The 24,202-nt window shown below is 32.9% G+C and carries 25 protein-coding genes; 9 read left to right on the top strand and 16 right to left on the bottom strand.

The annotated features are described in order from the left end of the window. Positions 1-347: T9SS type B sorting domain-containing protein (locus Q1A60_RS10830; protein ID WP_300007692.1), on the top strand; the 347-nt coding region annotated here is incomplete at its 5' end. 78 nt (positions 348-425) lie between these two features. On the opposite strand, the gene Q1A60_RS10825 is transcribed toward Q1A60_RS10830, so the two are convergent. The 5 genes from Q1A60_RS10825 to Q1A60_RS10805 all read right to left on the bottom strand — a co-directional run bounded on the left by Q1A60_RS10825 (position 426) and on the right by Q1A60_RS10805 (position 4,238). Continuing rightward, positions 426-1,607 (bottom strand): class I SAM-dependent methyltransferase, encoded by a 1,182-nt coding sequence (locus Q1A60_RS10825; protein ID WP_299764409.1) that lies wholly within the window; start codon positions 1,605-1,607, stop codon positions 426-428. Beyond that, positions 1,607-2,695, bottom strand: a complete 1,089-nt coding sequence (locus Q1A60_RS10820) for an AI-2E family transporter (protein ID WP_299764411.1) — start codon at positions 2,693-2,695, stop codon at positions 1,607-1,609. Before Q1A60_RS10820 ends, Q1A60_RS10825 begins: the two co-directional genes overlap by 1 nt. 64 nt (positions 2,696-2,759) lie before the next feature. Further along, complete coding sequence (locus Q1A60_RS10815; RefSeq protein ID WP_299764413.1) at positions 2,760-3,263, bottom strand: TrmH family RNA methyltransferase; 504 nt, start codon at positions 3,261-3,263, stop codon at positions 2,760-2,762. Next, the gene (locus Q1A60_RS10810; protein WP_299764415.1) at positions 3,256-3,591 is read right to left on the bottom strand and encodes a hypothetical protein; all 336 of its coding nucleotides are present in this window, start codon (positions 3,589-3,591) and stop codon (positions 3,256-3,258) included. The genes Q1A60_RS10815 and Q1A60_RS10810 overlap by 8 nt, the downstream gene beginning before the upstream one ends. A gap of 2 nt (positions 3,592-3,593) precedes the next feature. Next, entirely contained in the window at positions 3,594-4,238 is a 645-nt protein-coding gene (locus Q1A60_RS10805) for a DUF4159 domain-containing protein (RefSeq protein WP_299764417.1), read from the bottom strand. A gap of 299 nt (positions 4,239-4,537) precedes the next feature. Between Q1A60_RS10805 and Q1A60_RS10800 the strand changes: the two genes are divergently transcribed. Next, positions 4,538-4,918, top strand: a complete 381-nt coding sequence (locus Q1A60_RS10800) for a hypothetical protein (RefSeq protein WP_299764419.1) — start codon at positions 4,538-4,540, stop codon at positions 4,916-4,918. 129 nt (positions 4,919-5,047) lie between these two features. Then, positions 5,048-5,746 (top strand): DUF1223 domain-containing protein, encoded by a 699-nt coding sequence (locus Q1A60_RS10795; protein WP_299764421.1) that lies wholly within the window; start codon positions 5,048-5,050, stop codon positions 5,744-5,746. Position 5,747: 1 nt separating this feature from the next. Here Q1A60_RS10795 and Q1A60_RS10790 read toward each other — a convergent pair whose 3' ends face one another. Then, complete coding sequence (locus tag Q1A60_RS10790) at positions 5,748-6,260, bottom strand: YceI family protein (RefSeq protein WP_299764423.1); 513 nt, start codon at positions 6,258-6,260, stop codon at positions 5,748-5,750. Positions 6,261-6,338: 78 nt separating this feature from the next. On the opposite strand from Q1A60_RS10790, the gene Q1A60_RS10785 reads away from it, so the two are divergent. Genes Q1A60_RS10785 through Q1A60_RS10775 form a run of 3 tightly spaced genes read left to right on the top strand, consistent with a single transcriptional unit; the run spans position 6,339 to position 8,313 of the window. Continuing rightward, positions 6,339-6,740 carry a Dabb family protein gene (locus Q1A60_RS10785; RefSeq protein WP_299764425.1) on the top strand — a complete coding sequence of 134 codons (402 nt, stop codon included), beginning with the start codon at positions 6,339-6,341 and terminating at the stop codon, positions 6,738-6,740. A 10-nt stretch (positions 6,741-6,750) separates the two neighbouring features. Further along, positions 6,751-8,076: a hypothetical protein gene (locus tag Q1A60_RS10780; RefSeq protein WP_299764427.1), complete on the top strand. Its 1,326-nt coding sequence runs from the start codon at positions 6,751-6,753 to the stop codon at positions 8,074-8,076. A gap of 9 nt (positions 8,077-8,085) precedes the next feature. Next, positions 8,086-8,313, top strand: coding sequence for a hypothetical protein (locus Q1A60_RS10775; protein ID WP_299764429.1), 228 nt, complete (start codon positions 8,086-8,088; stop codon positions 8,311-8,313). A gap of 1 nt (position 8,314) precedes the next feature. Here Q1A60_RS10775 and Q1A60_RS10770 read toward each other — a convergent pair whose 3' ends face one another. Beyond that, complete coding sequence (locus tag Q1A60_RS10770) at positions 8,315-9,526, bottom strand: multidrug effflux MFS transporter (protein WP_299764431.1); 1,212 nt, start codon at positions 9,524-9,526, stop codon at positions 8,315-8,317. Positions 9,527-9,787: 261 nt separating this feature from the next. Between Q1A60_RS10770 and Q1A60_RS10765 the strand changes: the two genes are divergently transcribed. Both Q1A60_RS10765 and Q1A60_RS10760 read left to right on the top strand, forming a co-directional pair. Continuing rightward, complete coding sequence (locus Q1A60_RS10765) at positions 9,788-11,446, top strand: hypothetical protein (protein WP_299764433.1); 1,659 nt, start codon at positions 9,788-9,790, stop codon at positions 11,444-11,446. 121 nt (positions 11,447-11,567) lie between these two features. Then, a complete protein-coding gene (locus tag Q1A60_RS10760; protein ID WP_299764435.1) occupies positions 11,568-12,941 on the top strand; it encodes a CotH kinase family protein in 1,374 nt (457 codons plus the stop codon). Between the two features lie 150 nt (positions 12,942-13,091). On the opposite strand, the gene Q1A60_RS10755 is transcribed toward Q1A60_RS10760, so the two are convergent. From Q1A60_RS10755 to Q1A60_RS10735, 5 genes are all read right to left on the bottom strand, one after another. Beyond that, positions 13,092-14,048: a hypothetical protein gene (locus Q1A60_RS10755; protein ID WP_299764437.1), complete on the bottom strand. Its 957-nt coding sequence runs from the start codon at positions 14,046-14,048 to the stop codon at positions 13,092-13,094. A gap of 14 nt (positions 14,049-14,062) precedes the next feature. Continuing rightward, entirely contained in the window at positions 14,063-16,270 is a 2,208-nt protein-coding gene (locus Q1A60_RS10750; protein ID WP_299764439.1) for an AAA family ATPase, read from the bottom strand. A 13-nt stretch (positions 16,271-16,283) separates the two neighbouring features. Then, positions 16,284-18,215, bottom strand: coding sequence for an amidohydrolase family protein (locus tag Q1A60_RS10745; protein ID WP_299764441.1), 1,932 nt, complete (start codon positions 18,213-18,215; stop codon positions 16,284-16,286). A gap of 1,005 nt (positions 18,216-19,220) precedes the next feature. Further along, on the bottom strand, positions 19,221-19,619 hold the full coding sequence (locus Q1A60_RS10740; protein ID WP_299764444.1) for a hypothetical protein: 399 nt from the start codon (positions 19,617-19,619) through the stop codon (positions 19,221-19,223). After that, complete coding sequence (locus Q1A60_RS10735) at positions 19,616-19,822, bottom strand: helix-turn-helix transcriptional regulator (protein ID WP_233783279.1); 207 nt, start codon at positions 19,820-19,822, stop codon at positions 19,616-19,618. The genes Q1A60_RS10740 and Q1A60_RS10735 overlap by 4 nt, the downstream gene beginning before the upstream one ends. 194 nt (positions 19,823-20,016) lie before the next feature. Between Q1A60_RS10735 and Q1A60_RS10730 the strand changes: the two genes are divergently transcribed. Then, complete coding sequence (locus Q1A60_RS10730; RefSeq protein WP_299764448.1) at positions 20,017-20,211, top strand: hypothetical protein; 195 nt, start codon at positions 20,017-20,019, stop codon at positions 20,209-20,211. 213 nt (positions 20,212-20,424) lie between these two features. On the opposite strand, the gene Q1A60_RS10725 is transcribed toward Q1A60_RS10730, so the two are convergent. The 4 genes from Q1A60_RS10725 to lexA are packed head-to-tail and all read right to left on the bottom strand — an operon-like array spanning position 20,425 to position 23,739. Then, positions 20,425-21,942: a nucleotidyltransferase gene (locus Q1A60_RS10725; RefSeq protein WP_299764451.1), complete on the bottom strand. Its 1,518-nt coding sequence runs from the start codon at positions 21,940-21,942 to the stop codon at positions 20,425-20,427. A gap of 15 nt (positions 21,943-21,957) precedes the next feature. Further along, a complete protein-coding gene (locus Q1A60_RS10720; RefSeq protein ID WP_299764453.1) occupies positions 21,958-22,974 on the bottom strand; it encodes a CBASS cGAMP-activated phospholipase in 1,017 nt (338 codons plus the stop codon). Next, positions 22,975-23,106, bottom strand: coding sequence for a hypothetical protein (locus Q1A60_RS10715; protein ID WP_262494503.1), 132 nt, complete (start codon positions 23,104-23,106; stop codon positions 22,975-22,977). It abuts the gene before it with no gap. Between the two features lie 9 nt (positions 23,107-23,115). Next, positions 23,116-23,739 (bottom strand): transcriptional repressor LexA, encoded by a 624-nt coding sequence (lexA, locus tag Q1A60_RS10710; protein ID WP_299764457.1) that lies wholly within the window; start codon positions 23,737-23,739, stop codon positions 23,116-23,118. Between the last annotated feature and the right edge of the window lie 463 nt (positions 23,740-24,202).

The following is a 24,202-nucleotide window of genomic DNA, read 5'->3' as shown; positions in this document are numbered from 1 at the left end:
CACATACTGTATTTGGAAGAAGAATTACAGGAGAGTGTAGTATCTCTGAAGTAGAGATAGGCATTATCGATTATCCACGATTCTTTACACCGAATCAAGATGGGTTCCATGATACGTGGAATATTATAGGAATCGGAGTAGCTCCTAACCTGAATGCTCAGATTTATATCTTTGATAGATATGGGAAGTTAATAAAGCAACTAAGTCCAACCAGTCAAGGATGGGATGGTACCTTTAATGGTCAACCGATGAACTCAGATGATTATTGGTTTAGAGTAAACTATACAGAACCAGACGGACTAGGAACCCAAAGAGAATTTGTAGGACACTTTACACTGAAAAGATAACGAAGAAGAATAAAGAAACATATAAACCAAAAAACTCCTAGTATTTGCTAGGAGTTTTTTATTAGGTATATTTTTTAATTATGCTGTTTTATGACAGACTAAAACTACTTTTTTATCATTTAATAAGGTTGTGAAAAAAAGATAGATATCACCTCCATCTTTGATCTTAAATTTCTTTCTTAGGTTTTTTACAGATTCTTTAAAATTACGCGTAGTGATATGCGCTTTTGATATGTTCAACTCTTTCTTGAGTTGTTTGTTATAAGGCAGTATTTTCTCAATGTTAAACGATCTTCCAGGAAATGGAATACATGTATCACTAGTGTATAATTGTGTGTGTGGATGTAATTTATCTACTGAATACTGCTTGCTTATCCAATTAAAACCACCAGACTTAAGCAAAGCACTATTTGGTTCATACAGATACTTCTTAGGTGCATCATAGACGGCTTCAGCGGTAATTAACTCTTGATATGTAAAAGAGGTATGCGCTGTGATACTTTTGGTAATATTAACTGTATGTACTGTGCAATTTTCATTGGGTTCTTGCTCAATACGCCAAAGTAACTCTTTTACCTCATTCTTAACAGCTATAATATGTATCTCAGCTACATTCTTGAGTTCTTTTAATCCTGCCGTAATATCTAATAGCGGAGCCGTTTTAATCCATATGGTAGTACATTTTGAAAGTAATAAATCAATATGTTTTGGGACATTAGGTAAACAATCTTTAAGCATGAAGACCTTGCCTTTACTATCGGTACGTCTTCCTGGATCAACATACATCACATCATAATGTTCGTTGGTGTTTGATAAGAAATCAATAGCGTTTGCTACGACATGAGTTACATTAGAAGTTTCTAATGTTTCTAAGTTCGCTTTCGCGAAAGCGGATAATTCTTCATTCATCTCAATATGCGTTACCTGAGATGCTACCCTTGAAAAATAGTAACTATCAATCCCTAAACCTCCCGTGATATCAACAATGGTAGTCGCATTTAATAAACTAGCCTTGTACTTTGCTGTACGTTCTGAAGATGTTTGCTCTAGATTGACTTTAGGAGGAAAAAGAATGCCTTCTGTGGTATACCAAAGCGGTAGTTTTGATTTGATACGACGTTTTCCTTCTAATTGTTGTGCTAACTCTTGCGGAGAAATAGCATCAAACGGACTTCCTTTTAAAATAAAAGTAGCAATAGGTGTATGTTCATGTATTGCTAAATAATCCTGAACATCAGGTCGTAATAAGGCTACATTCATTATAAGTCCTTGGTGAGCTTTTGAACAATTTTTATATCAGGAACAAACTCTTTGGCGATCACCTTTAATGCAGTGTATACTGGAATGGCAACGATCATTCCTACAACGCCAAATAAGAGTCCAGCTATAATGATAATAAGAAATATCTCTAGCGGATGTGACTTTACGCTATTACTAAAAATAAATGGTTGACTTATAAAATTATCAATAAGTTGTGCAATAAGATAGCAGACCATCACCTTAATAGTTGTTGGGAGAATAACAGCTTGAAAATCGGCACCTAGGTTACTAGACATAGATAAAACCATCATAATCACTCCACCGATTAATGGCCCTACATATGGGATTAAATTGAGTAATGCACATAAAAATGCAATGACGATGGCATTTTCAATTCCAAATACAAGTAGAATAATAGTATAAAGTATAAATAGTACTAAAATTTGAAGTAAAAGGCCTAAGAAATAACGAGATAATAAATCCTTGATTTTATTAAACGATTGTGTTGCACGATATTCATTATTATCTTTTACAAACGTCATAATACCTTGGTGGAGTAGGGCACTATCTTTTAGTAAAAAGAACGTAATAAAAATTACAGAAAACAAGCCAATACTCAATGAGCCAAGAGCTCCTAACACACCATTCAATAAATTTGGAATGGCACCAAAACTAAATGTAGAGCCTAAATCCATACTCTCTAATGTTTTGAAGAGATCAATATTTCTATCTGAAAAATACGTATTTATCTGATTAAACAGAGATGATAAATCATCTTTTAAACTATCTAAATTTAATAAGGATAAATTTTGACCTTGTTCAGCTATAAGTGGAATAAACATAGCCATCACTCCGAATAATACGCCAAAAATAATGAGCATTGTAAATCCAACAGCCAATCCATTTTTGAATTTTAAGCGTCTTCTTAGAAAACGAATAATAGGTCTACCAATAAGTGAGATGACTGCCGCTACAACTATGTATGTCAACACACTACGTATAGCGTATAAAAAGTAAAGTAATAAGAGTATACCTGCTAAAATACCAATAGCTCGTAATATTCCGTAAGTGATTGTGTTTGATTTCATTTCTATAAATATAACAATTTGATTGATGTCATATGGATTTGACGTAACTCCTTGTAATTTGTTACTAAGATCTCAATGCATATAAGGCAATTGCAGTAGCTTGTGCTACATTCATACTACTATTATCACCATACATGGGTATGTGAAGGGTATGGTGTACTGTTTCTAAAATAGGAGTAGAAATTCCATGATTTTCATCACCTATCACTAAAACGATCTTATTAGAAATGGTAACATCAAATTCTTGAATGGGAGTACTTTGTGATGTGATTTCGAGTGCAATACTAAGGTATGACTCACGATGAAAATCTTCTAAACTTTCCTTTAGGTTTCCGCTTTCGCGAAAGCGTATACTACGTTGTGTATTTCTAGCAGTTCGTTTAAGTCTATTACTTTTTATATCTATATCAGAGCCAAAAAACAGAATCTCTGATACCTGGAAAGCATCTGCAAGCCTGAAGATACCTCCTATATTTGCAGGGCCTTTCACATGATCACAGGCGAGTATAATTTCTCTATCAACAACTTTCGTTATGTGATGATCATGTGTGAGTTGGTTATTATCCATCAGAAACCATCACTTTATTAAAGGCACTCGCTTTTTTTTCTTCTGTTCTCCAAGCTATAAATGGAATACTAAATGTGAGTGAGGCTATCCATCCTAAATTCCATAGTAATATTGTTGCAATTGCACTAATAGCTAAACCTCCTAATATCATAAATGCATTTGGTTTAGCATGAACTCTATTAATACGCCGTTTTACGACGGTTCCACATTTTTTACAACGTTCAGAGATTTCATTCCCTCGTTCTTTTTGAAGTTCAAAACGATCTCTAGCTTTGGTTTTAAAACTATTTTCTTTTTGACAGGAACTACAATAAAAGTATAATTTCATCTTTAATTTTCAAAAGCATATTTAACAATATTGGCGCCCATTTGTAGTGCCTTTTGCCTTACAGATTCAGGATCATTGTGTACTTCTGTATCTTCCCAGCCATCACCTAGATCACTCTCTGTTGTAAATAACACAACCAATCTATTATTAGCATATAATCCTAAAGCTTGTGGACGTTTTCCATCGTGCTCATGAATTTTTGGGAGTCCCTGTGAGAATTTAAAAGCGGCACTAAAAATAGGATGAGAGGCAGGAAGTTCTACAAGCTCTTGATTTGGAAATATCTTTTTAAGTTCTTTAGGTAAGTATTCATGCATTCCATAATTATCATCTATATGTAAAAAACCACCACTTTGTAAATAATTACGTAAGTTTTCTGCTTCTTCATCTGTAAAAAATACATTCCCATGACCTGTCATATGTACTAAAGGATACTGAAACAGATCTATACTTCCAGGATCTACAGTATCGGGTTGCTCATTCATTGCGGTATGAATATTTTCATTACAAAATGCAATGAGATTGGGTAGGGAAGTAGGGTTAGAATACCAATCTCCGCCTCCTTTATATTTTAAAACTGCAAGATTTTGCGCTCCTATCGTTGAGAATGCTAAAGATAAAATCATGCATAAAAAGAAATTCTTCATAAATACTATTTTCACTACTAAAATAAAGATTAGATTTTGATTACTAGGAATCCTTTCTATATTTTGATGAGACTTCTCTATTTTTTCTTTCTCTAAGAAGGTAAATATAAAAATCTACGTCTAAATAATTTAAGATGTTTCATTTGTTTTAGTATACGCACGCAACTTTGATATATTAGGCATATTATTTCTCGCCTGCCTGTCGGTAGGTAGGAAATCGTACTCAAAAAAACACATTAAAAACCAAATACATAATATTTTACTATATTTACAACACCCAAATTATAAGTACCTACATTATGAAAAAAGTTATATTAGTAGTCATAGGCTGTCTAGCGTATGTTTCTGTTCAAGCACAAAGTATTGCTTCTTCTGAACAAGTAAAAAAAGTAATTGATACACAATTAGCAACAATCACATCTAAAACTAATTTTTCTGAAACTCAGAAAACGTTTTTAAAAACGTATGTCATATATACTGTGAAATCAAAAACCAAAGGCTTTAGGAAAGAAGCATTAGCAATGAATATTGAAGATGTAAATATGGATACATTCTTTACAGAACAACAACGTAAAGTAATAAGAGAAACACTTACGAGTATATCTAGCAATAAATCATTGTTTAAACAACCTACTCTCCAAAAAAGTAGTGCCGAAGGAACTCCCAAGCCGAGTTTTTAAGTAAAACGTATTATAAACAAAAAAACCTGATAACTATCAGGTTTTTTTGTTTATAGCGTAAGGCATATGTCTTTCTAAAGACATACATAAGCAAAAAGAATTATGATGCGTGTCTTTCAAAAACTTTTATTGCTTTTTACTCTCTTACTTCAAACCATTTTATATGCTCAAAATACGCCTACGGTAATAGAGCTATTTACATCACAAGGATGTAGTAGTTGCCCTCCAGCAGATGCATTACTGGAAGAAATTAAAAGCACATATGGAGAGAATGTCATTACACTTTCCTATCATGTGGATTATTGGGATTATATAGGGTGGAAAGATCCTTTTGCAACTAAGGGATTTACACAGAAACAATATACCTATGCCGAAAAATTTAGATCACGTAGTGTATACACACCCCAGGCAGTAATTAATGGACGTTCACATTATACAGGCTCTGATAGAACTACTATTTATAATGTATTGAATAGTAAAAACAGCATCTCGCAGCCTATAGCGTTAACGATTAGTGAAGCAAAACAAAATGGTAACACGGTTTCTGTAGATTATAAAATAGCAACGACAAATACTGCCAATGAACTTACATTTGTTGTGACGATAAACGAAAAAGTAACACAAGTAAAACGAGGAGAAAATAGAAATAGAACTTTGAAGAATACACATATCGTAGTGGCAGAACAGACGTTACATAGGTATGCAACAAATGGACAAATTCTATTGCAACTTCCAGATTGGATACAACCTACAGACCAACTCTCGATAGTAGCCTATGCTACAAAATCTAATGTTGGTATTATTGATGCCGTAACAGCCTCACTATAAATTATTTTGTATATGGCAGTATAATTTTAATGGTTACTTCATTACGTGATTTTTCATCATATACGTTGATATTAAAATCATGTGTATTGATAGAAGCAGTTCCTATTAGGTTATTTCCCTGAATTGTAAAATCCCAAGTAATTGTTTGAGTACTACCTTTAATGGAGAGTTGTCCGCTTACGCGAAAACCACTAGCCGTAGGAGTAATCTTGTTGCTTTTAAAAGAAATACGTGGATATTCTTTGGCAGAAAAGTATTTCTTACTTCGTAAATGTCTACTTCGTAGCCAATTATTAGTATCTATAGTTTCTGTAGCAACAGATCCAGCTATAACCGCCGTTTCAACAGCATTTAAATCAATACCTCCTGTAAATTTAAAATCACTTAATTCCCCTTCTACATCTTGGTCTATAAAGGTAAAATGAATTTTTGCTTTATCTTCTTGTATAGTAATTTGTTGCGCTTTACTAACAAGTGTAAATAGGAATATACAGGATATGATCGTTACTTTCATAATGAATTTTCAAATACAGAATGCGGGTTAAAATTATAAAAGTACTACATTAGATGCACGAAATCATAAAAATCAAAAATGAAAAAACTTTTTACCCTATTTTTTATTAGTCTCATGATCTCAAGTTGTTCTAACCAAACGAATACTACTTCTATGCCAATTCCGGGTGATTTTGCTCATACTGTTTATTTCTGGCTCCATAACCCAGATAATACAGATGATAGAAAAGCTTTTGAAGCTTCTCTTAGTAATTTTATTAATCAATCACCTTATATTACTACAAAGCATATAGGTGTTCCCGCGGCAACTAATAGAGACGTTATTGATAATAGCTATACTTATAGTTTATTACTTACCTTTAAAGATAAAGCTGCACAAGATCAATACCAAGATGAACCGGCACATAAACAATTTATAGCCGAGTCTTCTCATTTATGGTCTAAAGTATTGGTATACGATAGTGAAACCATACTAAAGTAGTACTATAGAAATGGATAAGAATACTCCAGAGCATATCACACAATATCGGTACCAAAGCTGGCAAATCGAAATGCTTATTGCTGGAGGAATCTTATATGGTCTGTTTACTAGTGATAAAATACTCCAAGACTTTTTTGTAGATAATTATGCGATAACCGATCTGACCACAATTAAAATTATTTTACTGTTTGGTTCGTTCACAATCACTAAAATTTTATTAATAGGATTTGCTGCAAATTTATTTCTCAGAGCTGTATGGTTAGGATATTTAGGTATTTCCTTTTGGTTTCCTGATGATATTAATTATAATCGTCTTATTGGAACAAAAAATTATAAAGAAACATTAAAAACAAAACCCACTGCCTCAGAGCGTTTATTGTTATTAGAAAAATGGTGTAACCTCAGTTTCTCATTTGCTGTTTTATTAGGGTTTTTATCCATTAGCCTATTCATTACCATTTCTTCAATTATATGGGTGTTAGGTTTGTTTTCAGATGATTATTCTATCATTGACTCTCCTTTATTTATTTATATACTAGCATTTGTACTTATACTTATTCAAATAGGAGTATTGGATACTATTTTATTACGAAAAAAGAACGACAAGTATCCTTTCATAGCGAAATTTAAGAGCGTTATTATACGTTTCTTTTCCATTATTACATTGTCCTACTTTATACAAAGAGAGTTTCTTGTATTGCGTACTAATACCAATAAATGGCTACTGAGTAGTTTTATTGTTGCCTATCTTTTTATAGCTATTGTAGCTGCTGCTAGTTCTATTGGGAGTTTTTATAATAGTAATGCGGCTTTCAGTTTTTCACTTTTTGATGATAGAGAAATGTATAATGCAGTCGGAGCTCCAGAAACTACTTATAATAATTACGTAAGTAATTTATCTAAAGGAAGTAAAGTGTTTAAAGGAGCCATCCAAAGTGAAATTATCACAGATGATTATCTCCAATTATTTATCGTATCATGGAGTGATTTTGATTATTATTTAAAAGATCGTTATGCGCATTACGATGTAAAACAAAAATACCCATTATTGCCTACTAGAAAAGCTATAGATTCTTTTGAATTAGTCAATGCGGTTAATTGGCAAAAATCAATCAATGACTTGTTTAAAGTCAAGATCGATACTGTAACTATTTCTAATATCGAATGGGCTAGATATAGACATCCAAAAACTAATGAAGATGGATATATCACTTATATAGATATCTCAAAACTTGCTAATAAAAAACACTATTTAGAGCTTATCTTACATCAGAAATTTAAAAATAATTCTGAACGTGACTGGCAGTGGTTTGACCTCTCTTTTTGGAAACAATAATCCTATATTATGGAAAAGAAACAACTAAAAAAACAATGGTGGTTCTATGGTAGCGTTGGAGCTTTGTTTTTAGGTAGCGGACTTTCACTTATCTCTGAAGCGGGACATTGGAAACATCAAGCAATAGATGCTTTGTATTGGATAGGAGGAGGGATACTTGGTTTAGCGCTTGCTATTAGTGGTGTCGTATTTCTCATTAATGCTGGTATCCTTAAAGAACGTATTCGGAAGTTATAGTCTACGAAGTCACTATACTATTCTTTTTATGATTATGTAGCAATCCAATAATTCCTATAGATATTGCTCCAGCAATAGTAAACCCTATAAATAATGGGAGGGAAGATGTTTTTACAAAGCTTCCAATGAAAATACTGATTGGAACAGCCATCATCGTAGAAATAAATCCAGTAATTGCTGCTGCCATTCCTGCGATATGACCTAATGGCTCCATAGCCAATGCACGTATATTTCCAAATAAGAACCCTATAGCAATAAACTGAGCACAAAAGAACCCTATTAATACACCTACGGGAGGATTCATACCTGATGAAAATAGTACTACATATAATAACGAAATAAAAAAGTAAGCAACCAATGCTGTATTAACCAAGCGTTTCATCCCAAACCGAAGTACTAAGGTTCCATTAAGATATATCGCCGACCCAATAGACAGGGCTGTTGCTGCAAATATATACGGGAACTCTTCTTTTAATCCATATTGCAATTCGAATATTTGCTGAGAAGCACTTAAATACACTAAAAATGACCCAACGACAAATCCAGAGATAATCGTATACGCCATGGTGGATTTCTGTGAAACAACCTCTTTAAAACCGTCTATAAATGAAGCTCCAGAAAATGGGATTTTATTTGAACTTGTAAGCGTTTCGGGCTGTCTACGCCAAAACCAGATACCTACAATAATACTAAAGATCACTTGGACATAAAAAATACTTTGCCAATCATATTGTGTCATAATAAGCTTTCCTAATGCTGGTGCAATTACGGGAACCAGAATAAACACCACGGTAATAAAAGACATAATACGCGCCATATAATCACCACTATACATATCTCGTATAATAGCAATACTAATCGTTCTTGGAGCTGCTAAGCCTATACCTTGTAATACACGACCTATCAACATGACTTCTAGACTTTGCGCATATACACATATGAAACTTGCAATAATAAATATGGTAAACCCCATATAAACAATCGGTTTACGCCCTATACTATCTGAATATGGACCAAAGAAAAGTGGTCCCACACCTAAACCTAAAAAAATAGCAACAACGAGTAGTTGGTTATCAACACTTTCCTTGATGCCAATCACAACACCAATCGTATCTAAAGCAGGTAGTAAGGCATCTAATGCTAGGGCTGCAATAGACATTAATGATGCCATCAAAGTGACAAATTCAAATTGAGATTTCTTCTGTTTTTGCACAGTGCAAATGTAGCTGTTTAGAAATAGAAAAGGGGAGTGGTTGTGGTATTAAAATGATATATATTATGCTTTATCACTTTGCTCTTCCTTTGGTGTTAAATCTCACAAGTTCGCTTTCCTACCTACCGGGAGGCAGGCGTGAAAGCGTATAAATTACAATTCAAATAGGAATAGTGACAATTCAACTTTTTAGGATTAGATACGATGTAACAAAACTAGTTATTTGTACTCTAGTTAGTAACAATCAATCAAAAAACAGTTATGAAATCAATCACAATTAAATTAGTAGTACTATTCATACTTTCCTATGTAAACACAGGATTACTCTTTAGTCAAGAAACACTTACCAGTGAACAATGGCAAGAAGACCTACGCCATTTACAAAAAACAGTGCATACTGATTATCCTTTTCTGTTTAAAAAAATAGATCGTTCTACTTGGGATGCAGAAGTGGAAAAACTGTATAATGAAATACCAAATTTAGCACCGCACGAAGTGAAAGTAGGGCTTACTCGAATGGTCTCTCTTTTTGAATATGGACATACACAAATTCCATTTAGCACACTCGCTAAAGATGCCGTATTGCCCATAAACTTATATCATTTTGAAGATGGTGTTTTTATAGAAGGAGTTCAAAAAGAGAATCAACAGCTTTTAGGAGCTAAAATCATTAAAGTAGGGGATATGTCTATAGCAGATGCGTTAAAGGCAATACGTCCAGTTGTGCCTGTAGAAAATGACAGCTATTTTAAAGCCTACGGACTTCGTTTTCTTACGGTTCCTTCTATCTTACATGCACAAGGTGTCGTCCCTGAGTTTTCTATCAGCATTCCTTTAACATTAGAAAAAAATGGGAAGGTATTTACACATAGCTTTACTGCTATTGCCTTAGATGAAATGTCTAGAGACTACGGCTTTACAATTCCAAATGATACATGGGTAAGTCTTAGAAAACAAGATGCTACACCTTTGTTTATCAAAGATTTAAATGAAAAATTATACTTCTTTGAATATTTAGAAGATACCAAAACAATGTATGTGCGTCAAAGCTCTGTGTTTAATGATGATAAAGAAACCTTAGCCGATTTCTACAAGCGTCTATTTACAGCTATAGATACGTATGATATAGAAAAGTTTATCTATGACGTTCGGTTAAACGGTGGCGGAAATAACTATAACAATAAAGCCCTCATTAAAGGAATTATGGCGCGTCCTAAGATTAATAAAAAGGGAACATTTTTTTACATCATAGGACGTAATACATTTTCTGCTTGCCAGAATCTAACCAATGAAATTGAGAATTATACAGAGGCTATCATTGTTGGAGAACCCACCGCAGAGAATAAGAATTTTTATGGCGATGCTAGACGAGTAACATTGCCAAATTCAAGGATAAATGCATATTTATCATATGCATGGTGGCAAGATAAACCTGAATGGGAAAATAAAGATTGGACCATTCCGCACATTGCCGTGACGATGACTTCAGATGATTATAAAAATAATGAAGACCCTGTATTAGATGCAGCTTTGCACTATACCGATACTGATTTCATTTTGAATCCTATGGAACATTTAACACAGTTATTTACACAAGGAAATATCGAGCAATTAGAAAAAGATGCCTTAAAAATCGCAAAAGATCCTGCGTATAAATATTCAGATTTCGAAAAAGAATTTGGTGAGGCAGGATATCGATTATTTTCTCAAGGAAATACCGAAGCTGGACTATACATTATGCAACTTGTTACAAAGGCTTTTCCAGAATCTCCAGGCGCTTGGTATAGCCTAGCAAGTGCTCTAGAGCAAATAAAGCAACTAGACCAGGCTAAGGAAAATTATCAAAAGATCTTGACACTAAATCCAAGCAATACATTAATAAACACTGTTAAAAAACGACTCGCTTCATTACATAAATAAGGAGGAGGTATACGCTTTCGCGAAAGCGTATAAAGCACTAGTATATATCTATTCAATTTTATAAAAGCACAATTATGCTTATTTTTAAGTGTATATTACCTATTCATCTTAAACGTGTATTATGAAAAAGCGGCTTTTTGTTTATTTGTTTCTTCCTATCGTATTTCTACTTGCATGTAATGATGATCCTGAAATGGTAGCAGTTGAAGAAGAAGTAATTCCTGACATCGCAGCTGCAGATAGGTTACCACAGTTTCAAATCAATACCAATGGAGCTACCATTGTAGATGAACCAAAGATAGATGCCCAATTGGTGATTATAGAAGCAGGCGTAGAGACGCATCGAGGAGCGATAGGTATTGAGATTCGCGGATCATCTTCACAACAGTTTCCTAAAAAATCCTTTGGATTTGAAACCCGAGATGAAGCCAATGAAGATTTGGATGTCTCCTTATTAGGATTTCCAGAAGAAGAAGACTGGATTTTATACGCACCGTATAGCGATAAGTCCTTAGTTCGCAACCATTTAATATATGAGTTGTCTACCGATATGGGACGATATGCAAGTAGATCAAAACTAGCAGAAGTCTACATTAATGGATCATATAATGGAATGTACGTTTTTATGGAAAAATTAAAACGTGATGATCATCGTATAGATATCAATAAATTAAAAGATGACGAAAACACCGGAGAAGATTTAACTGGTGGGTATATCATTAAACTAGATAAAGCCGACGGTTTTAATGAAACACTTTATACAGACATCAATTCATTTCCATCTCAAATAAGCCCTCCTAATTCGACGGCTGGACAACAGATTCATTTTTTATATGATGACCCTGACCAAGAAGATATTACACCAGAACAGAAAACTTATATTTCAGAATATGTAACTAATTTTGAAACCGCCTTAGCTTCCGATACATTTACAGATCCAGATACTGGTTATGCTATGTATATTGATACAGAAAGCTTTATAGATTTCTTTTTATTAAATGAACTATCAAACAATGTAGATGGGTATCGTTTGAGTACTTGGATGACAAAAGACAAGAATGAAAAATTGAAAATGGGACCTATCTGGGATTTTAATTTAGCCTTTGGTAATGCTGATTACTGTGAAGGAGGGTCCAATAATGTTTGGACATATCGTTTTAATGAACGCTGCCCTAATGATATATGGCAAATTCCGTTTTGGTGGGAACGTCTTTTAGAAGACCCAGCTTTTGTTACACAATTACAAAATCGTTGGACGACCCTACGAAATAGTACCTTTTCAGAAAGTTACATACTAGAAAAAATAGATGAATATGTATCTGCACTAGAAACTGGAGGTGCTATACGAGCAAATTTTGATGTTTGGCAAGTATTAGGAATCTATATTTGGCCTAACGATTTTGTAGGAAACTCTTATGAGTCTGAAATTACGTATCTAAAAGACTGGATTACAGGTCGATTAACTTGGTTAGATACAGAAATTGCAAACCTGTAAACTTTGTTAATTTCAGGTATCTAGATTAATTTTTTACGCTTTACCACTACGCTCTCACTGCGTTCGTGAACCTATCGGCAGGTAGGCAAACGCGAAAACATATAACACACCTTTTGTATAGATATACATGGAAGGTGTTAAAATATGTTTCTAAGGCAAGAAGTCTTCTAGATGAATCCCTAGAGTATTCAATCGATGTACGCTCTGGGTATTATCGTCAATAAATCGCTGTAGTTTCTGTCGTTTTAAGCCTAAGAACTCAGCATTTTTTTGAAAAGCATAGATCAGTTTAGTGCGATGTGTTTCTAACATTAAAAGTGCATTTTCTATAGGTAAACCATTGCTTGCAAATTGTTCTAATATTTGTACTGTTTGGATGAGACCTGTAAGAGTTAGGTCTAAGTCTGTACTGGCTAAACTACGCTTTAAGACTAGATCTGCTCGATACAAACCATATACCTTTATTGACTGCTCTCCTTTATCATCTATAGGTTTAACCTCTCCATTGTCTTCAAAGATTAAATGATTGTTAGGATCTTCTACACAAGGATTGATAATATTTACAAAAGGATCTTCTGTAGCAATATTCTGATTATGAATCCGCACACGCTTTGTTTCATCTGATAACGGGAAATGATTTGCCTTTCCCATATTCTGAACAACCCCATCAGAAACATTGATCGCTTCATTGTTAGAACGATTACATTTAATACAGGAAAGGAGTAAGTTCTTCCAGTCTGCTCCTAACCAATAATACCCAGGAATTAGCACGCCTCCATCTGCAGTATGTATTTCTGCCTTGGGTCTGAAGTGTTCTACATCACCAGGTTCAATATGCATGATAAAGCTCTCACAGTAAGCACATTTACTATTAAATACTTTTTTGAGCACTTTCTTGGTGTCTTTATGAGAGTAGGCTTCATATGTAAACGATTTTTTTGTAATTTTTTTATTATTCTTGAAATTTGCAGGATTTGCATAATGAGCAATCGCCTTTTCATAATCACGCTTGGCAAGCGTAGTCTTCTTTCCGTTGGCTCCTTTCCATCGCTTTTCTTTATAAACCGATATATTTGGATTTGTTGTACTTTTTTCAATAAAAATCATTACCCCAATTTTGATTACATCCCTTTTTTAGACCAGATTTCCTGGATACGTTTCTTAAGATCGTCTTGATGCTGAGGATTGGCTACCCAACCTGTGTCTAGCACACTACTTCTAAGATCTGTTTCAATAGGTTTGGAAACCCCCAGTTTTGCATCACTATCTATAATATTGAGTTCCTCGAGTTCTTGCCTTACAATTTCAAGTTGTTCTCGTTCTTGCTCGCTTGGCTCTAGTTTAGAATTGAGTAAATAGAATGTGTTGAGCTGAGTTTCTACTTCTGGATCGAAAGAAGTAATGAGTCCAAAGAATTTAGATGTGATAAGCTGTTCGATGGTTAATGCTTTGGGTGAGGGGAGATCTACCAAGGCAATTACTTGATTGCTTTCATCTAACTTCATAAGTGCCACTTCACCTTCATTAATTCCTCTCAAGCACAATGGTTCATGTGTGGTGATTAAGAAATTCATAGCTGGAAAAATGGCTCTTAATGTCCCAATAATCTGTAATTTCCATTTTGGATGTAAATGAACCCCAATTTCATCAATTAATACGATACCTTCTGCAATACTAAAAGTATCCCAAGTTGATAATAATTCACGAATAATAGTTAATGTCATCACGATGATGGCCTGATAACCGGCACTTAATTCTCGTACACGAATCCCATGCCGTTCTTTACTCACTTTAATAAAAAGCTCGTAACGGCCTTCCTTTGTTTTGCGTCTATAGATAAGTTTATCTTCGGGAAGCTGTAATAGTTTTTTTAGTTCGATTGCAATTTGATCAAATTGCAATACACTAACGGTATTGGGATTACTAATCCATTCTTCTACATCTGGTAGAGTTGCAAAAGGATCAAAAAGGTTTCTAAGGTTGCGAACATTATTAATACTGTCTGTACCTTCTGAAACATCAGCCATGAGGCGTGTAGAACCAAAGGCTAGTAAAATAACTTTTGACTCCATAAAATTACAAGTAAATCGTCTAGACTCTTTAGAAAAATGGAGTTCACAAGGTTCGTCAAGACCTTCTAAAAATACCTTTACATATCCCGTTTTTGCGCGTGTATTCTGATTTATGAATTTGGAAGCGTCTAGTCCTAACGCATTGGCACGTTCCTCTCCAGCCAGCGTGAGTGCTACGGCTTGTAAAACACTACTTTTTCCTGTACCGTTTTCTCCTAACAATACCATCCATGGTTCTTCAGAAGTAGTAGACTTAGGGAAATCTAGCGTGAGTAATTTTATATTCTTAAAATTACTAATTTCAATTTTTTTAATTTTCTTGGCTGAAGAAAAATATGCCATCTTCGCTTCTTCAGAATCCATTTTCATAGAGTAGGAGTAGTCCTTCTTATTCATTTTGTCTTGAATCATCTCTTGAGATAGTTCAATCTGCTTATCAAAACGAGTTTCTAATGATCCTCCTAGAACGTCACTTAGTAAGGTATTAAAGAGCTTAGGATTTTCAATATTGGATAAACGTTCTGAAAATGCTTTTACATAATGAATTGCAACCGAAGTATGCTCTGAAGACGGACTTATTAAATCTTTAAGACCAGCCTCGATCTCGTTATATGCTTTTCCACGTCTTTTTATGGTGAGTGCTGCTAATGAAATTAATCTACTAGATCGATCAATGATCTTCTTTCTCGTTTCTATTAAATTAACGCGATTAAGTTTAAAGATATCTATAGTAATCTCACCGCGTCTTGTGATTCCTATCATCTTTCCATCTTCGGAATAGTAGAAATGCTGTTCGCGAAAGTCCTCAGGGTTACAAGGATCTAAAATCCAGGGTTGTTCCTTAGAAACGGGTTGATCTTTTGAGCTTCTTCTTCCTTGAACTGGAAAACGGCTTCGTTTATTAAAATTACAGTTTCGACAGGAACTATATAGGTTTTCCCATTCGTAGGTAAGCCACCAATAGTGATTTTCACTCACAGAACCATCAAGATTCATAGCGTTACGTTTGGGTCTAAAATGGTCCACATGATTGTTTATATACAAACTTTCACAATAGGCACATTTAGCATGAAATAGAAGATTGATACGTTCTCTTAATTCTACATGATTTAAAAGGCGCATGTTACCGTTATACCGAGTTTGTTTCTTTTTGGATCGCTGACTATAAAAAGAATGTAAGCGTTCTTTTTCTTTTATGGCTCTATCTGAAAATAGAATGGAAGGTGGGTCAACACGTTTTCTGTCTACGTAGATCATGATTCTTTATTGTTTAAGTACGGGATAGGTAATTATGTGTATTCTCTCTAGCAATAAGATCAAATTCTTCTTTATCTAAGGCATCTCGTGTCTGTGCATACAAGTCCTTATCTGAATTATGATTTCTAACTACATAGAAATCGGTTCCATATAATATATGACTACGAAGCCTGTTTCTTCCTTTAAGGTGAAAGGCTTTTTGATTGTCAGAGGTTTCGTTTTGGTATAAGATATATTGCTCGTCAAAATCTGCTCCTTTTGCTAAAGTTTGATTGAGTAGAGGATGGATGGAAGGTTTACTGATAATATAGCTAAGATCTGCATACATATTATTGTAATTCATGATGATACTGGAAATAAGACTATACCAATCGGTATCATGCCAAAGACTATTGATTTTACTCCAAGAAAAGTTACCTTTATCGTTCTTCATAAAATCAATTCCTTCATCTGGATTTTTGACCATACTCAGTGCGTATACATCCCGATCTGTTTCTAAAAATTTAGTCCATTCTTCCTCACCACCATAATGCGCTAAGCATATTTTTAAATTTTCTAAAGTGAATGTAAGTGATGTATTTTCATTCGTATACCCAAAGAGGGTACGCACTGCTTCGTTTTTGGCATTACCTACAAGTTCTCTAAGGAAAACTTCTTCCAATAAGCAGAGATAATTCATCGGGTGTGTAAAATTAGATTGGATATCAACGGCTTTTGTTTGTGGCAATAGCATAGGCTCAGGAAAACTATCTGCAGCATATTTACTCTTATAAAACTGCTTAAAAATGGGATGGAAATTCCATTCTTTTTTCTTTTTACCTCTATAATAGATCACACCAACCACACAATGCGTCATGATAGGGATGTTGTTTTCGACAGCGTATCTCCATAAAGGAAGTAAATGCTCATCAAAGACATAATAGCCTAATGCTGGATAAATCTTAAAACCGCTGAATTTTCGGTCTTCCATATAGGTTTTGACAAAGCAATCTTCAAGCACCATTTTATTATTGACTACCCGATATTTAAAAAATGATTCCCCTTCAGCCTTGATACGCCTGGGGTCTAGAAACAAGAAAGGGTAGTAGGCACCGTCATTTTTTCGTCGTGATTCTACAAAGTCCCATAGTTCTCGCATCTGATATCGGAATGTATTACTAAAATCAGATTCGTCCCAACCAGCTGCCAGTTTTTTGTCTTTATCTTCAAGCATTGCATCTGTGACTTTGGTCTTTCCAGCACCCATATATTCCATGTCCATAGGTAGTATAACCATCTTTGAACCAGGAGGTAACTGAAATAAAGCGCGTTGTGCTACTTCTTTTTGTGATCCGTAAAAAGAAAACCGTCCCATAAGTAAATAACGCTCTAAAAGTGCCATACCTTTAGGACTTAAAATGCTAGAAAAAATTGGAAAAACTTTCTTAACTAAGAACCAAATAGCGCGTCGGCTCCAGTTAATAAAGATAATAACAACAGCAACCCAAATTAGTTTTCCCCATAGAGGAAGATCAAAGAACAGGTTTAGAGAAGAAAGCCAATTTTCAACCTTAAATATAGCCTGAGCTATATATTTATCTAAGTTCAATATCCAACTTAGAAATTCGATCACATATATAGAAGCTACCAGAGATAACCAGAAAACTAGTATACGCCATGGAATATAAATGTACAATCGTGATTTGAAATTAAACGCTTGTAACGTTTTGCGACGTCTTTTTTGTCGTTCAGCATATACTTTGTCCCAACTTTTATCTGAATTTCCTTTAGCTGGAAATTTAAAGCTATTCTTATAACTAATATATTTTTTGATCCAACCAACAATGATCTGAGTATGAATCAGAAAATATATAGGCCAAGGTGCAATAGTCTTTGCTAAAAAAGGCGGCACATAAACACTTGTAAACGAATGCGTGTGCGCATTGATAATAGGTTTATCAGGCATAATATTTCGTATTGAAAGAAATAATTAGTTTTTTATTAATAGGGAGTATTGAAAGATACTTATTTTAAAATCAAATACAAATACCCAATAGGTAGGATATTTAGGTATACTATTTATAATTTTCTATTTGACATAATATAAATTATAGTACAAATATAATATATGAGTAAAACGGCGAATAGAACTTTTTCTGTTCTATTTTACATAGATGCAGATATAGCGCCTTTAGGTCTATATCGTCAGCATTTATGTAACAGCCGTTTTACGACCTGAATTTCATTTATATTCGTAAGCTATAATGTTCTATTATGTAAAATATCCCATAATATTTAGTTCTTCGTTAGAAACTTTTGTACTGGGGTCATTAAACATTCGGCTGTTGGCTTTAGTACTAAATAAGAAACATCCTGCTGTTTGTACTATAATTAGCCGTTATGTAAAATTGCCGCGCCCAACCGCTAGATTGCTTTTTAAAAATTTAAATGCTTTATGGCATTTATTTTTAAACACAATTTGCCATCGCTTGGCCACACCAAAAAAAAGCTAACCTTTTGCTTCTAATTATAATTCTCGTATTCGAGGAAAATCCTGCAAGATTTTTTCTAAGACATTCTCGTAAGCTTGCCACAAGAGTATAAAATTTTCCCTAGCTCAAATCCACGCTTTAAAATTTCTATACACTTGTTCTAATTGTGCTTTTATTTAAACTTTTAAAAGTGTTTACATATCTTTTTTCCTTGATGAAAAAAAAAACAAAAAAATCAAGGCTGCACAAAACTTTGGAAACAATCACGGCTCAATCGCTATATTTTAGAAAACATTGTAACTCATTAAGATTGCTTTGAACTAGCCTTAAACATTAAGATTATTAATAATATGTATTGCTGGCTCTCTAAAATATGTACGCTCTTTCGCCTATTGTTTTGACCAAAGTTTTCTGAGGCCGTTTTGCCACCGCTACATCTGGGTAAAAACGCACGCTCTATTTTACATAATGTTATTTAACTAAAATCTTAGTTTATCAATCATATTCTTTAAAGCATACTTTTCTAATTCCTCTATGGTTTTGCTAGTTATTTTGATTTCCCAATTAGATAAACTGGGCATTAAACTTACTTCGTTATTTACAAAGAAATTGTTATTGGAATCTTGTAAGTCTTTGGATGGAATGAAATAAACAACTCTAGGTTGTTTTTCTATGATTAAAACTAAAGCTATAAACAAGTTATCGTTTAATTCTCCTAAATCTTGCTTTGAGATTTTGATACTTTGTTTTACAGTATCTAAATCTATTGGTTGTAAATATATTTGGTTCTCGCCAATCCCTTCCCTCCCATCGGTTTTAGCGGTTAATTCTAAGTTATGACTTTTTAATTCTGATTTTAGAAACTCTAAGACAATCATTTTGTAGAAACTAATAACTCTCTAATATCCACATCTAAGATTTCAGCTATTCTTTTTAAATCTTTTAAATGTGGTTGTGATTTATTATTGCAAAAAGCCGTTACAGAAGTTGTACTTTTTCCCAATTCTTCCGCAAGCCAAACTTGCGATTTTCCTTGAATTACTAATACTTCTTTTATTCTATTTATCCTTTCTATTGCCATAATTATTTGATGTATTCTACTTTAAATATATAATACATACTTAATAAAACATAAGTTTAAGTTAATTTTTAGTAATCTAAACTTGTGTTTTTAAAATTTAATTTATAAGTTTGAATTAACTTTATATAAGTTAAAGTTATATAAATGTAATTTTTAGTTAAATTTTTATTGTTAATAACTTTATTTCAAATTTTATGCCATATCCTAAATATACCAAAGCTGACCTTGAGAGAATCGTATATACTCAACTAGATAATTTAAATGCTATTCACGATTTATTGCGCATTATGAAACTTCAAAATGAGATGATTGAAAATGCTAATAAGAGATTAAAAGATGAAATTATTGATTTTAAAAAGAGAGTTAATTATGGGAGTAGAAAGAAATAAAATAGATGCTTTTAAATGTTAATCGTAAGAATATTTAGCATATCTATTTATATAAGTATTTAGACCTTTACCTCTTAAAGCTAATACTTTCATCTTCTCTACTTTATATGTTCCAGCCTTTGAAATTTCACCAAAATATAATTAAGACCTATTTCATAAGCTTTTACACCAGAAGCACTATTACTATATCTTTTCATATTTAATCTTTTATTTTCATACTTCTAAGGCATTTTTCAATATAAATGGACGATTATATAATCTCAATATTGGCCATTCTAAAATGTTTTCGAAGTTAAATTCTCTCATACATTCTCTTATCATTTGTTGTGTAGCCGACCCTAGTAAAAGATTACAACATAAAACAAAGGATGCTGTATCTCTATTTCTTCTTAAAACATCTCTAATATCATTTTTTGCTTCCTCAGAAAATGATTTTCCTCTATGTCTTGCGATTTGATAATAATTAATTTTAGCTACATCTTTACTTACTCCTTCATCTGCCTTATGGTAATAACTTTCGGCTAATTCTTTTATTGGCTCCCATTCTGTCTTACCTTCAATACCTAGATGAATTAAATCTAATAACTCTCTATTATTAGAAGAAAATATACCAACTCCGTTTTCTAATACTTTCTCTGTTTCCTTTATCAAAATTTTATCAACTCTTTCTCCAGTTCCAAATGATTTAGTTTTTAAGTTTAGACTATCTGAAAGTCCACTTTTCTTAAAGCTATTTATATCTCTTTTTAATTGTTGACACCATTCAAAAAAAGAATTTGCTAATTTAGGTTCTAAATTCCAACGGTCAGCAAAATTTTCTCTTTCGGATTCAGGTCTTGCATAGTCAACTGGGTTAGGTATTAACCATTTACCATCTGAATAATCTAGGATATCATCTTTATTTAAATATCCATTTTTTATCAAAAATTCGTTTCTACTTAAAGCATAATTTATAAACTCATCAATTATCTCTATTATATTAGTTTCTGTATAGACCTGTGTTGTAATAGTTGTAATAATTATTGATATTGGTTTAAAGTCTTTATTTACGAAATGAACATCTCTATGCCTTTTCATAATTTGAATAGCACGTTGTAGTGAAGTCCTAAAGAGTTGTTTAGGAACTTCTTCTTCTATTTCATACAATTCTTTATTAGCATTAAAAATTGTACTTCTTTGAGATTCAATAAAGCTAGTAGAGTAAGCGTTTTTTGATTTAAACCAAAAATAATAACCTTTAGGATTACTAGTAGACCAAGAATAAATGTCATCTTCTTTATGTGTAATATCAATGTTATGTAACGTTCCTTCATCAGACTTTAGAGCTGGTAAAATATCAATATGAAAACCTGGTCGATTATTTTCAGTAGCATATTCAATTGTCCAACACCTTTTACCTTCAGTATCTAACATTCTTTCATAATCACTATTTTCTTTTAATCTATCTCCAACATCATTTTTAAGAATTTCAGAAGATTTTAATTCATTATATTTTGTCAATTCACACACTTGGTCAATATCAAAATTCCCATCTTTATCGTTATGATATGGTCTTACAACTGTACCAAGTCTAAATGAGCCTTGTAAATATACATCAGGCAAATAGCCCGACTTATATGCTCCATCGTCAAGCCAATTTTTAACTGCGTTAAATCGTTCTTGGGCTATTTTATAATCTGTAGGCGATATATCTAGATACTGCGCTATTTGTAATAATATTTGATTACTCATTATTTTAATTCTTTATTAATAAAAATGTCTTTTTAATATATCTGTTCTTTTGTATTGATATTCAATTGCTGCTAATTCGGCAAAATTTGAAATCAAATTTTTATCACATTCATCCATTTCCAATTGGCTACCTTCTGTTAGCTCGACATCTATCCTATCGTAAATAAAATTTTCATCTTCTCTTCTATCTATTCCTTTATGTAACAGACTTATATAATTTGCTACTAACTGGGATTGGCTCTGCATAAATAACTCAATCAGTCTTTTTCTTTTGTCCTTTATCATCCAATAATGTAATCCCCATTTTTTTCTAGAATTAATATCAGTAAAATTCTTATGACCAGTACCAATCGATAGTATTTCTAAATCAGAAGTTTCTACTTTAAAAGCTTTAATAGCTTCTAAAAAAGCAACTAAAGTTGGATTATTTGCCATTATACCTCCGTCAACTTTATTGACAAATGATTTTCTTACATCATCCAAATCTGTATACTGATTTGAGTATGGACTAAAATAAGTAGGTGCTGCTGCTGTAGCCATTGCAGCTTGATACGCAGGTATATGAAAATCTCTAGTGAATGCTTCGTGATATGGTGTTTTTAAAACACTTGGATTCCCTCTAACCAAGTCATAAATAGGTATGCAAACATCAGTTTTACAATCCTTTAGCCTAGGGTCAATACCATTGTTATATTCTTTAAATTTATTTTGTATTAAGTTTTCTAAAAAATCACTTTTATGAGAAGCAAAAAATAATTGACAAAAAAAGCTTTTTTTGTTACCAAAAATACCTTTAGCGTTATTTAAGTATAACTCATAGATTTCTTTTGCGGATATTCCAAAAGAAAGAGCTAGTGCTATTATTCCACCCGTTGATGTTCCTGTTATTAAATCAAAATGTTGATATATTTTTGTTCGTCCATCTTTCCTTTTTTCAAGTTCAGATTCAATTAACATTAGCAAATATGCAGGAAAGACACCTTTTATTCCACCTCCATCAATTGATAATACTTTAAATTTCTTTTGATTCACTTATTTTCTCTTTTTTGTTCTTCCAACTTTTATTGTTTCAATAACTGTTGTTTTTGGTCTTCTCTTTGCTTCTTTGATAGTAATAAACTGTCCAGTTCCCGCATCTCTACCTCTTTTACTTTGTCTTGCCATAATCTTATTTTAAAGTGATATTACTTCTTCAACAATTCCTTGAATTCTGAAATCACTTGTTAGTATTATCGGTTGATGTATTTTATTTGTGGATTTTGGTTTCAAAATAACCATCCCTCCGCTTCTATTATATTCTTTAACTGTTGCCTCCTCATCAATTAGGGCTAATATTCTATCCCCATTTTCGGCATCTTGTTGCTGTCTTATTAATAGTAAATCTCCATTATTGATACCAGCTTCGTTCATTGAATCCCCTTCTGCTCTTAATAAAAAGTATTTATATCCACTTTTAATCATTTCTACAGAAATTGAAACTTCTGCTTCAATATTTTCATCTGCAAAAATTGGCATTCCACAAGCTACACTTCCAATTAAGGGTATTTTTACAGTTTGTGCTCTAGAACCAAAATCTTCGGGTATTTCAAAATCAACAATCTGATAACTACCATCATCCTTTTTTCTTAAAATTTCCTTTTCTTCAAGATTTTTCAATAAAACGGCTGATGAACGAGGTGACTTATAACCCAATCCAATCATTAATTCGCGTACACTTGGTATCCTTCCTTGATGAACAAGGGAGTTTCTAATAATCTTTAACGCTTCTAATTCTTTATCGGATAAATTATTAAACATACACAAATATACACTTTACATACACTTAAAGTATTTTTGTAAACCATTAGTTGTAAACTAGTTATTAACATTTCTTGAATTATTGGTGTAAATGTAGCTTGAATGTAAATTGTTTCCTTGTGGATTTCCGTAATGAAAAGAAACTTTGTTCTAATAATCCCATTCCATACACATTCCCACTTCGCTCCTATCGTCGCTTCGGGCAAAGAGTATTCCATTACCTTTTTAGAGAAATTTTTGAGAAGAAAAAAAATCAAAGAAGATTTGTCTTTGGTAAAAGCTTTTTACCCAAGCAAAGTTACATAACGCAGAACATTATAGTACAAATATCATATTTCGATTATATCTTGTTGTTATGCCATTTGTAAGCTATAATGTTATATTATGTAAAATATCCCAGAAAGTCTTGTACACACAATAAACTGTAGTACTTGGGTCATTAAACATTTGGCTTTTTGGTTTA

Source organism: uncultured Dokdonia sp. (assembly GCF_947492535.1).
Lineage (GTDB): Bacteria > Bacteroidota > Bacteroidia > Flavobacteriales > Flavobacteriaceae > Dokdonia.
The sequence above is the reverse complement of the archived record's forward strand: the minus strand, read 5'-3'. Positions and strand labels throughout refer to the sequence as shown.

Bases quoted from the DNA above. Each gene is read 5' to 3' on its own strand.
- Q1A60_RS10785 (WP_299764425.1), top strand. From the start codon at position 6,339: ATGAAAAAACTTTTTACCCTATTTTTTATTAGTCTCATGATCTCAAGT.
- Q1A60_RS10790 (WP_299764423.1), bottom strand. From the start codon at position 6,260: ATGAAAGTAACGATCATATCCTGTATATTCCTATTTACACTTGTTAGT.
- Q1A60_RS10800 (WP_299764419.1), top strand. From the start codon at position 4,538: ATGAAAAAAGTTATATTAGTAGTCATAGGCTGTCTAGCGTATGTTTCT.
- Q1A60_RS10745 (WP_299764441.1), bottom strand. From the start codon at position 18,215: ATGCCTGATAAACCTATTATCAATGCGCACACGCATTCGTTTACAAGT.
- Q1A60_RS10760 (WP_299764435.1), top strand. From the start codon at position 11,568: ATGAAAAAGCGGCTTTTTGTTTATTTGTTTCTTCCTATCGTATTTCTA.
- Q1A60_RS10755 (WP_299764437.1), bottom strand. From the start codon at position 14,048: ATGATTTTTATTGAAAAAAGTACAACAAATCCAAATATATCGGTTTAT.
- Q1A60_RS10725 (WP_299764451.1), bottom strand. From the start codon at position 21,942: ATGAGTAATCAAATATTATTACAAATAGCGCAGTATCTAGATATATCG.
- lexA (WP_299764457.1), bottom strand. From the start codon at position 23,739: ATGTTTAATAATTTATCCGATAAAGAATTAGAAGCGTTAAAGATTATT.
- Q1A60_RS10815 (WP_299764413.1), bottom strand. From the start codon at position 3,263: ATGGATAATAACCAACTCACACATGATCATCACATAACGAAAGTTGTT.
- Q1A60_RS10810 (WP_299764415.1), bottom strand. From the start codon at position 3,591: ATGAAATTATACTTTTATTGTAGTTCCTGTCAAAAAGAAAATAGTTTT.
- Q1A60_RS10820 (WP_299764411.1), bottom strand. From the start codon at position 2,695: ATGAAATCAAACACAATCACTTACGGAATATTACGAGCTATTGGTATT.
- Q1A60_RS10765 (WP_299764433.1), top strand. From the start codon at position 9,788: ATGAAATCAATCACAATTAAATTAGTAGTACTATTCATACTTTCCTAT.
- Q1A60_RS10825 (WP_299764409.1), bottom strand. From the start codon at position 1,607: ATGAATGTAGCCTTATTACGACCTGATGTTCAGGATTATTTAGCAATA.
- Q1A60_RS10715 (WP_262494503.1), bottom strand. From the start codon at position 23,106: ATGGCAAGACAAAGTAAAAGAGGTAGAGATGCGGGAACTGGACAGTTT.
- Q1A60_RS10780 (WP_299764427.1), top strand. From the start codon at position 6,751: ATGGATAAGAATACTCCAGAGCATATCACACAATATCGGTACCAAAGC.
- Q1A60_RS10805 (WP_299764417.1), bottom strand. From the start codon at position 4,238: ATGAAGAATTTCTTTTTATGCATGATTTTATCTTTAGCATTCTCAACG.
- Q1A60_RS10735 (WP_233783279.1), bottom strand. From the start codon at position 19,822: ATGGCAATAGAAAGGATAAATAGAATAAAAGAAGTATTAGTAATTCAA.
- Q1A60_RS10750 (WP_299764439.1), bottom strand. From the start codon at position 16,270: ATGATCTACGTAGACAGAAAACGTGTTGACCCACCTTCCATTCTATTT.
- Q1A60_RS10775 (WP_299764429.1), top strand. From the start codon at position 8,086: ATGGAAAAGAAACAACTAAAAAAACAATGGTGGTTCTATGGTAGCGTT.
- Q1A60_RS10740 (WP_299764444.1), bottom strand. From the start codon at position 19,619: ATGATTGTCTTAGAGTTTCTAAAATCAGAATTAAAAAGTCATAACTTA.
- Q1A60_RS10730 (WP_299764448.1), top strand. From the start codon at position 20,017: ATGCCATATCCTAAATATACCAAAGCTGACCTTGAGAGAATCGTATAT.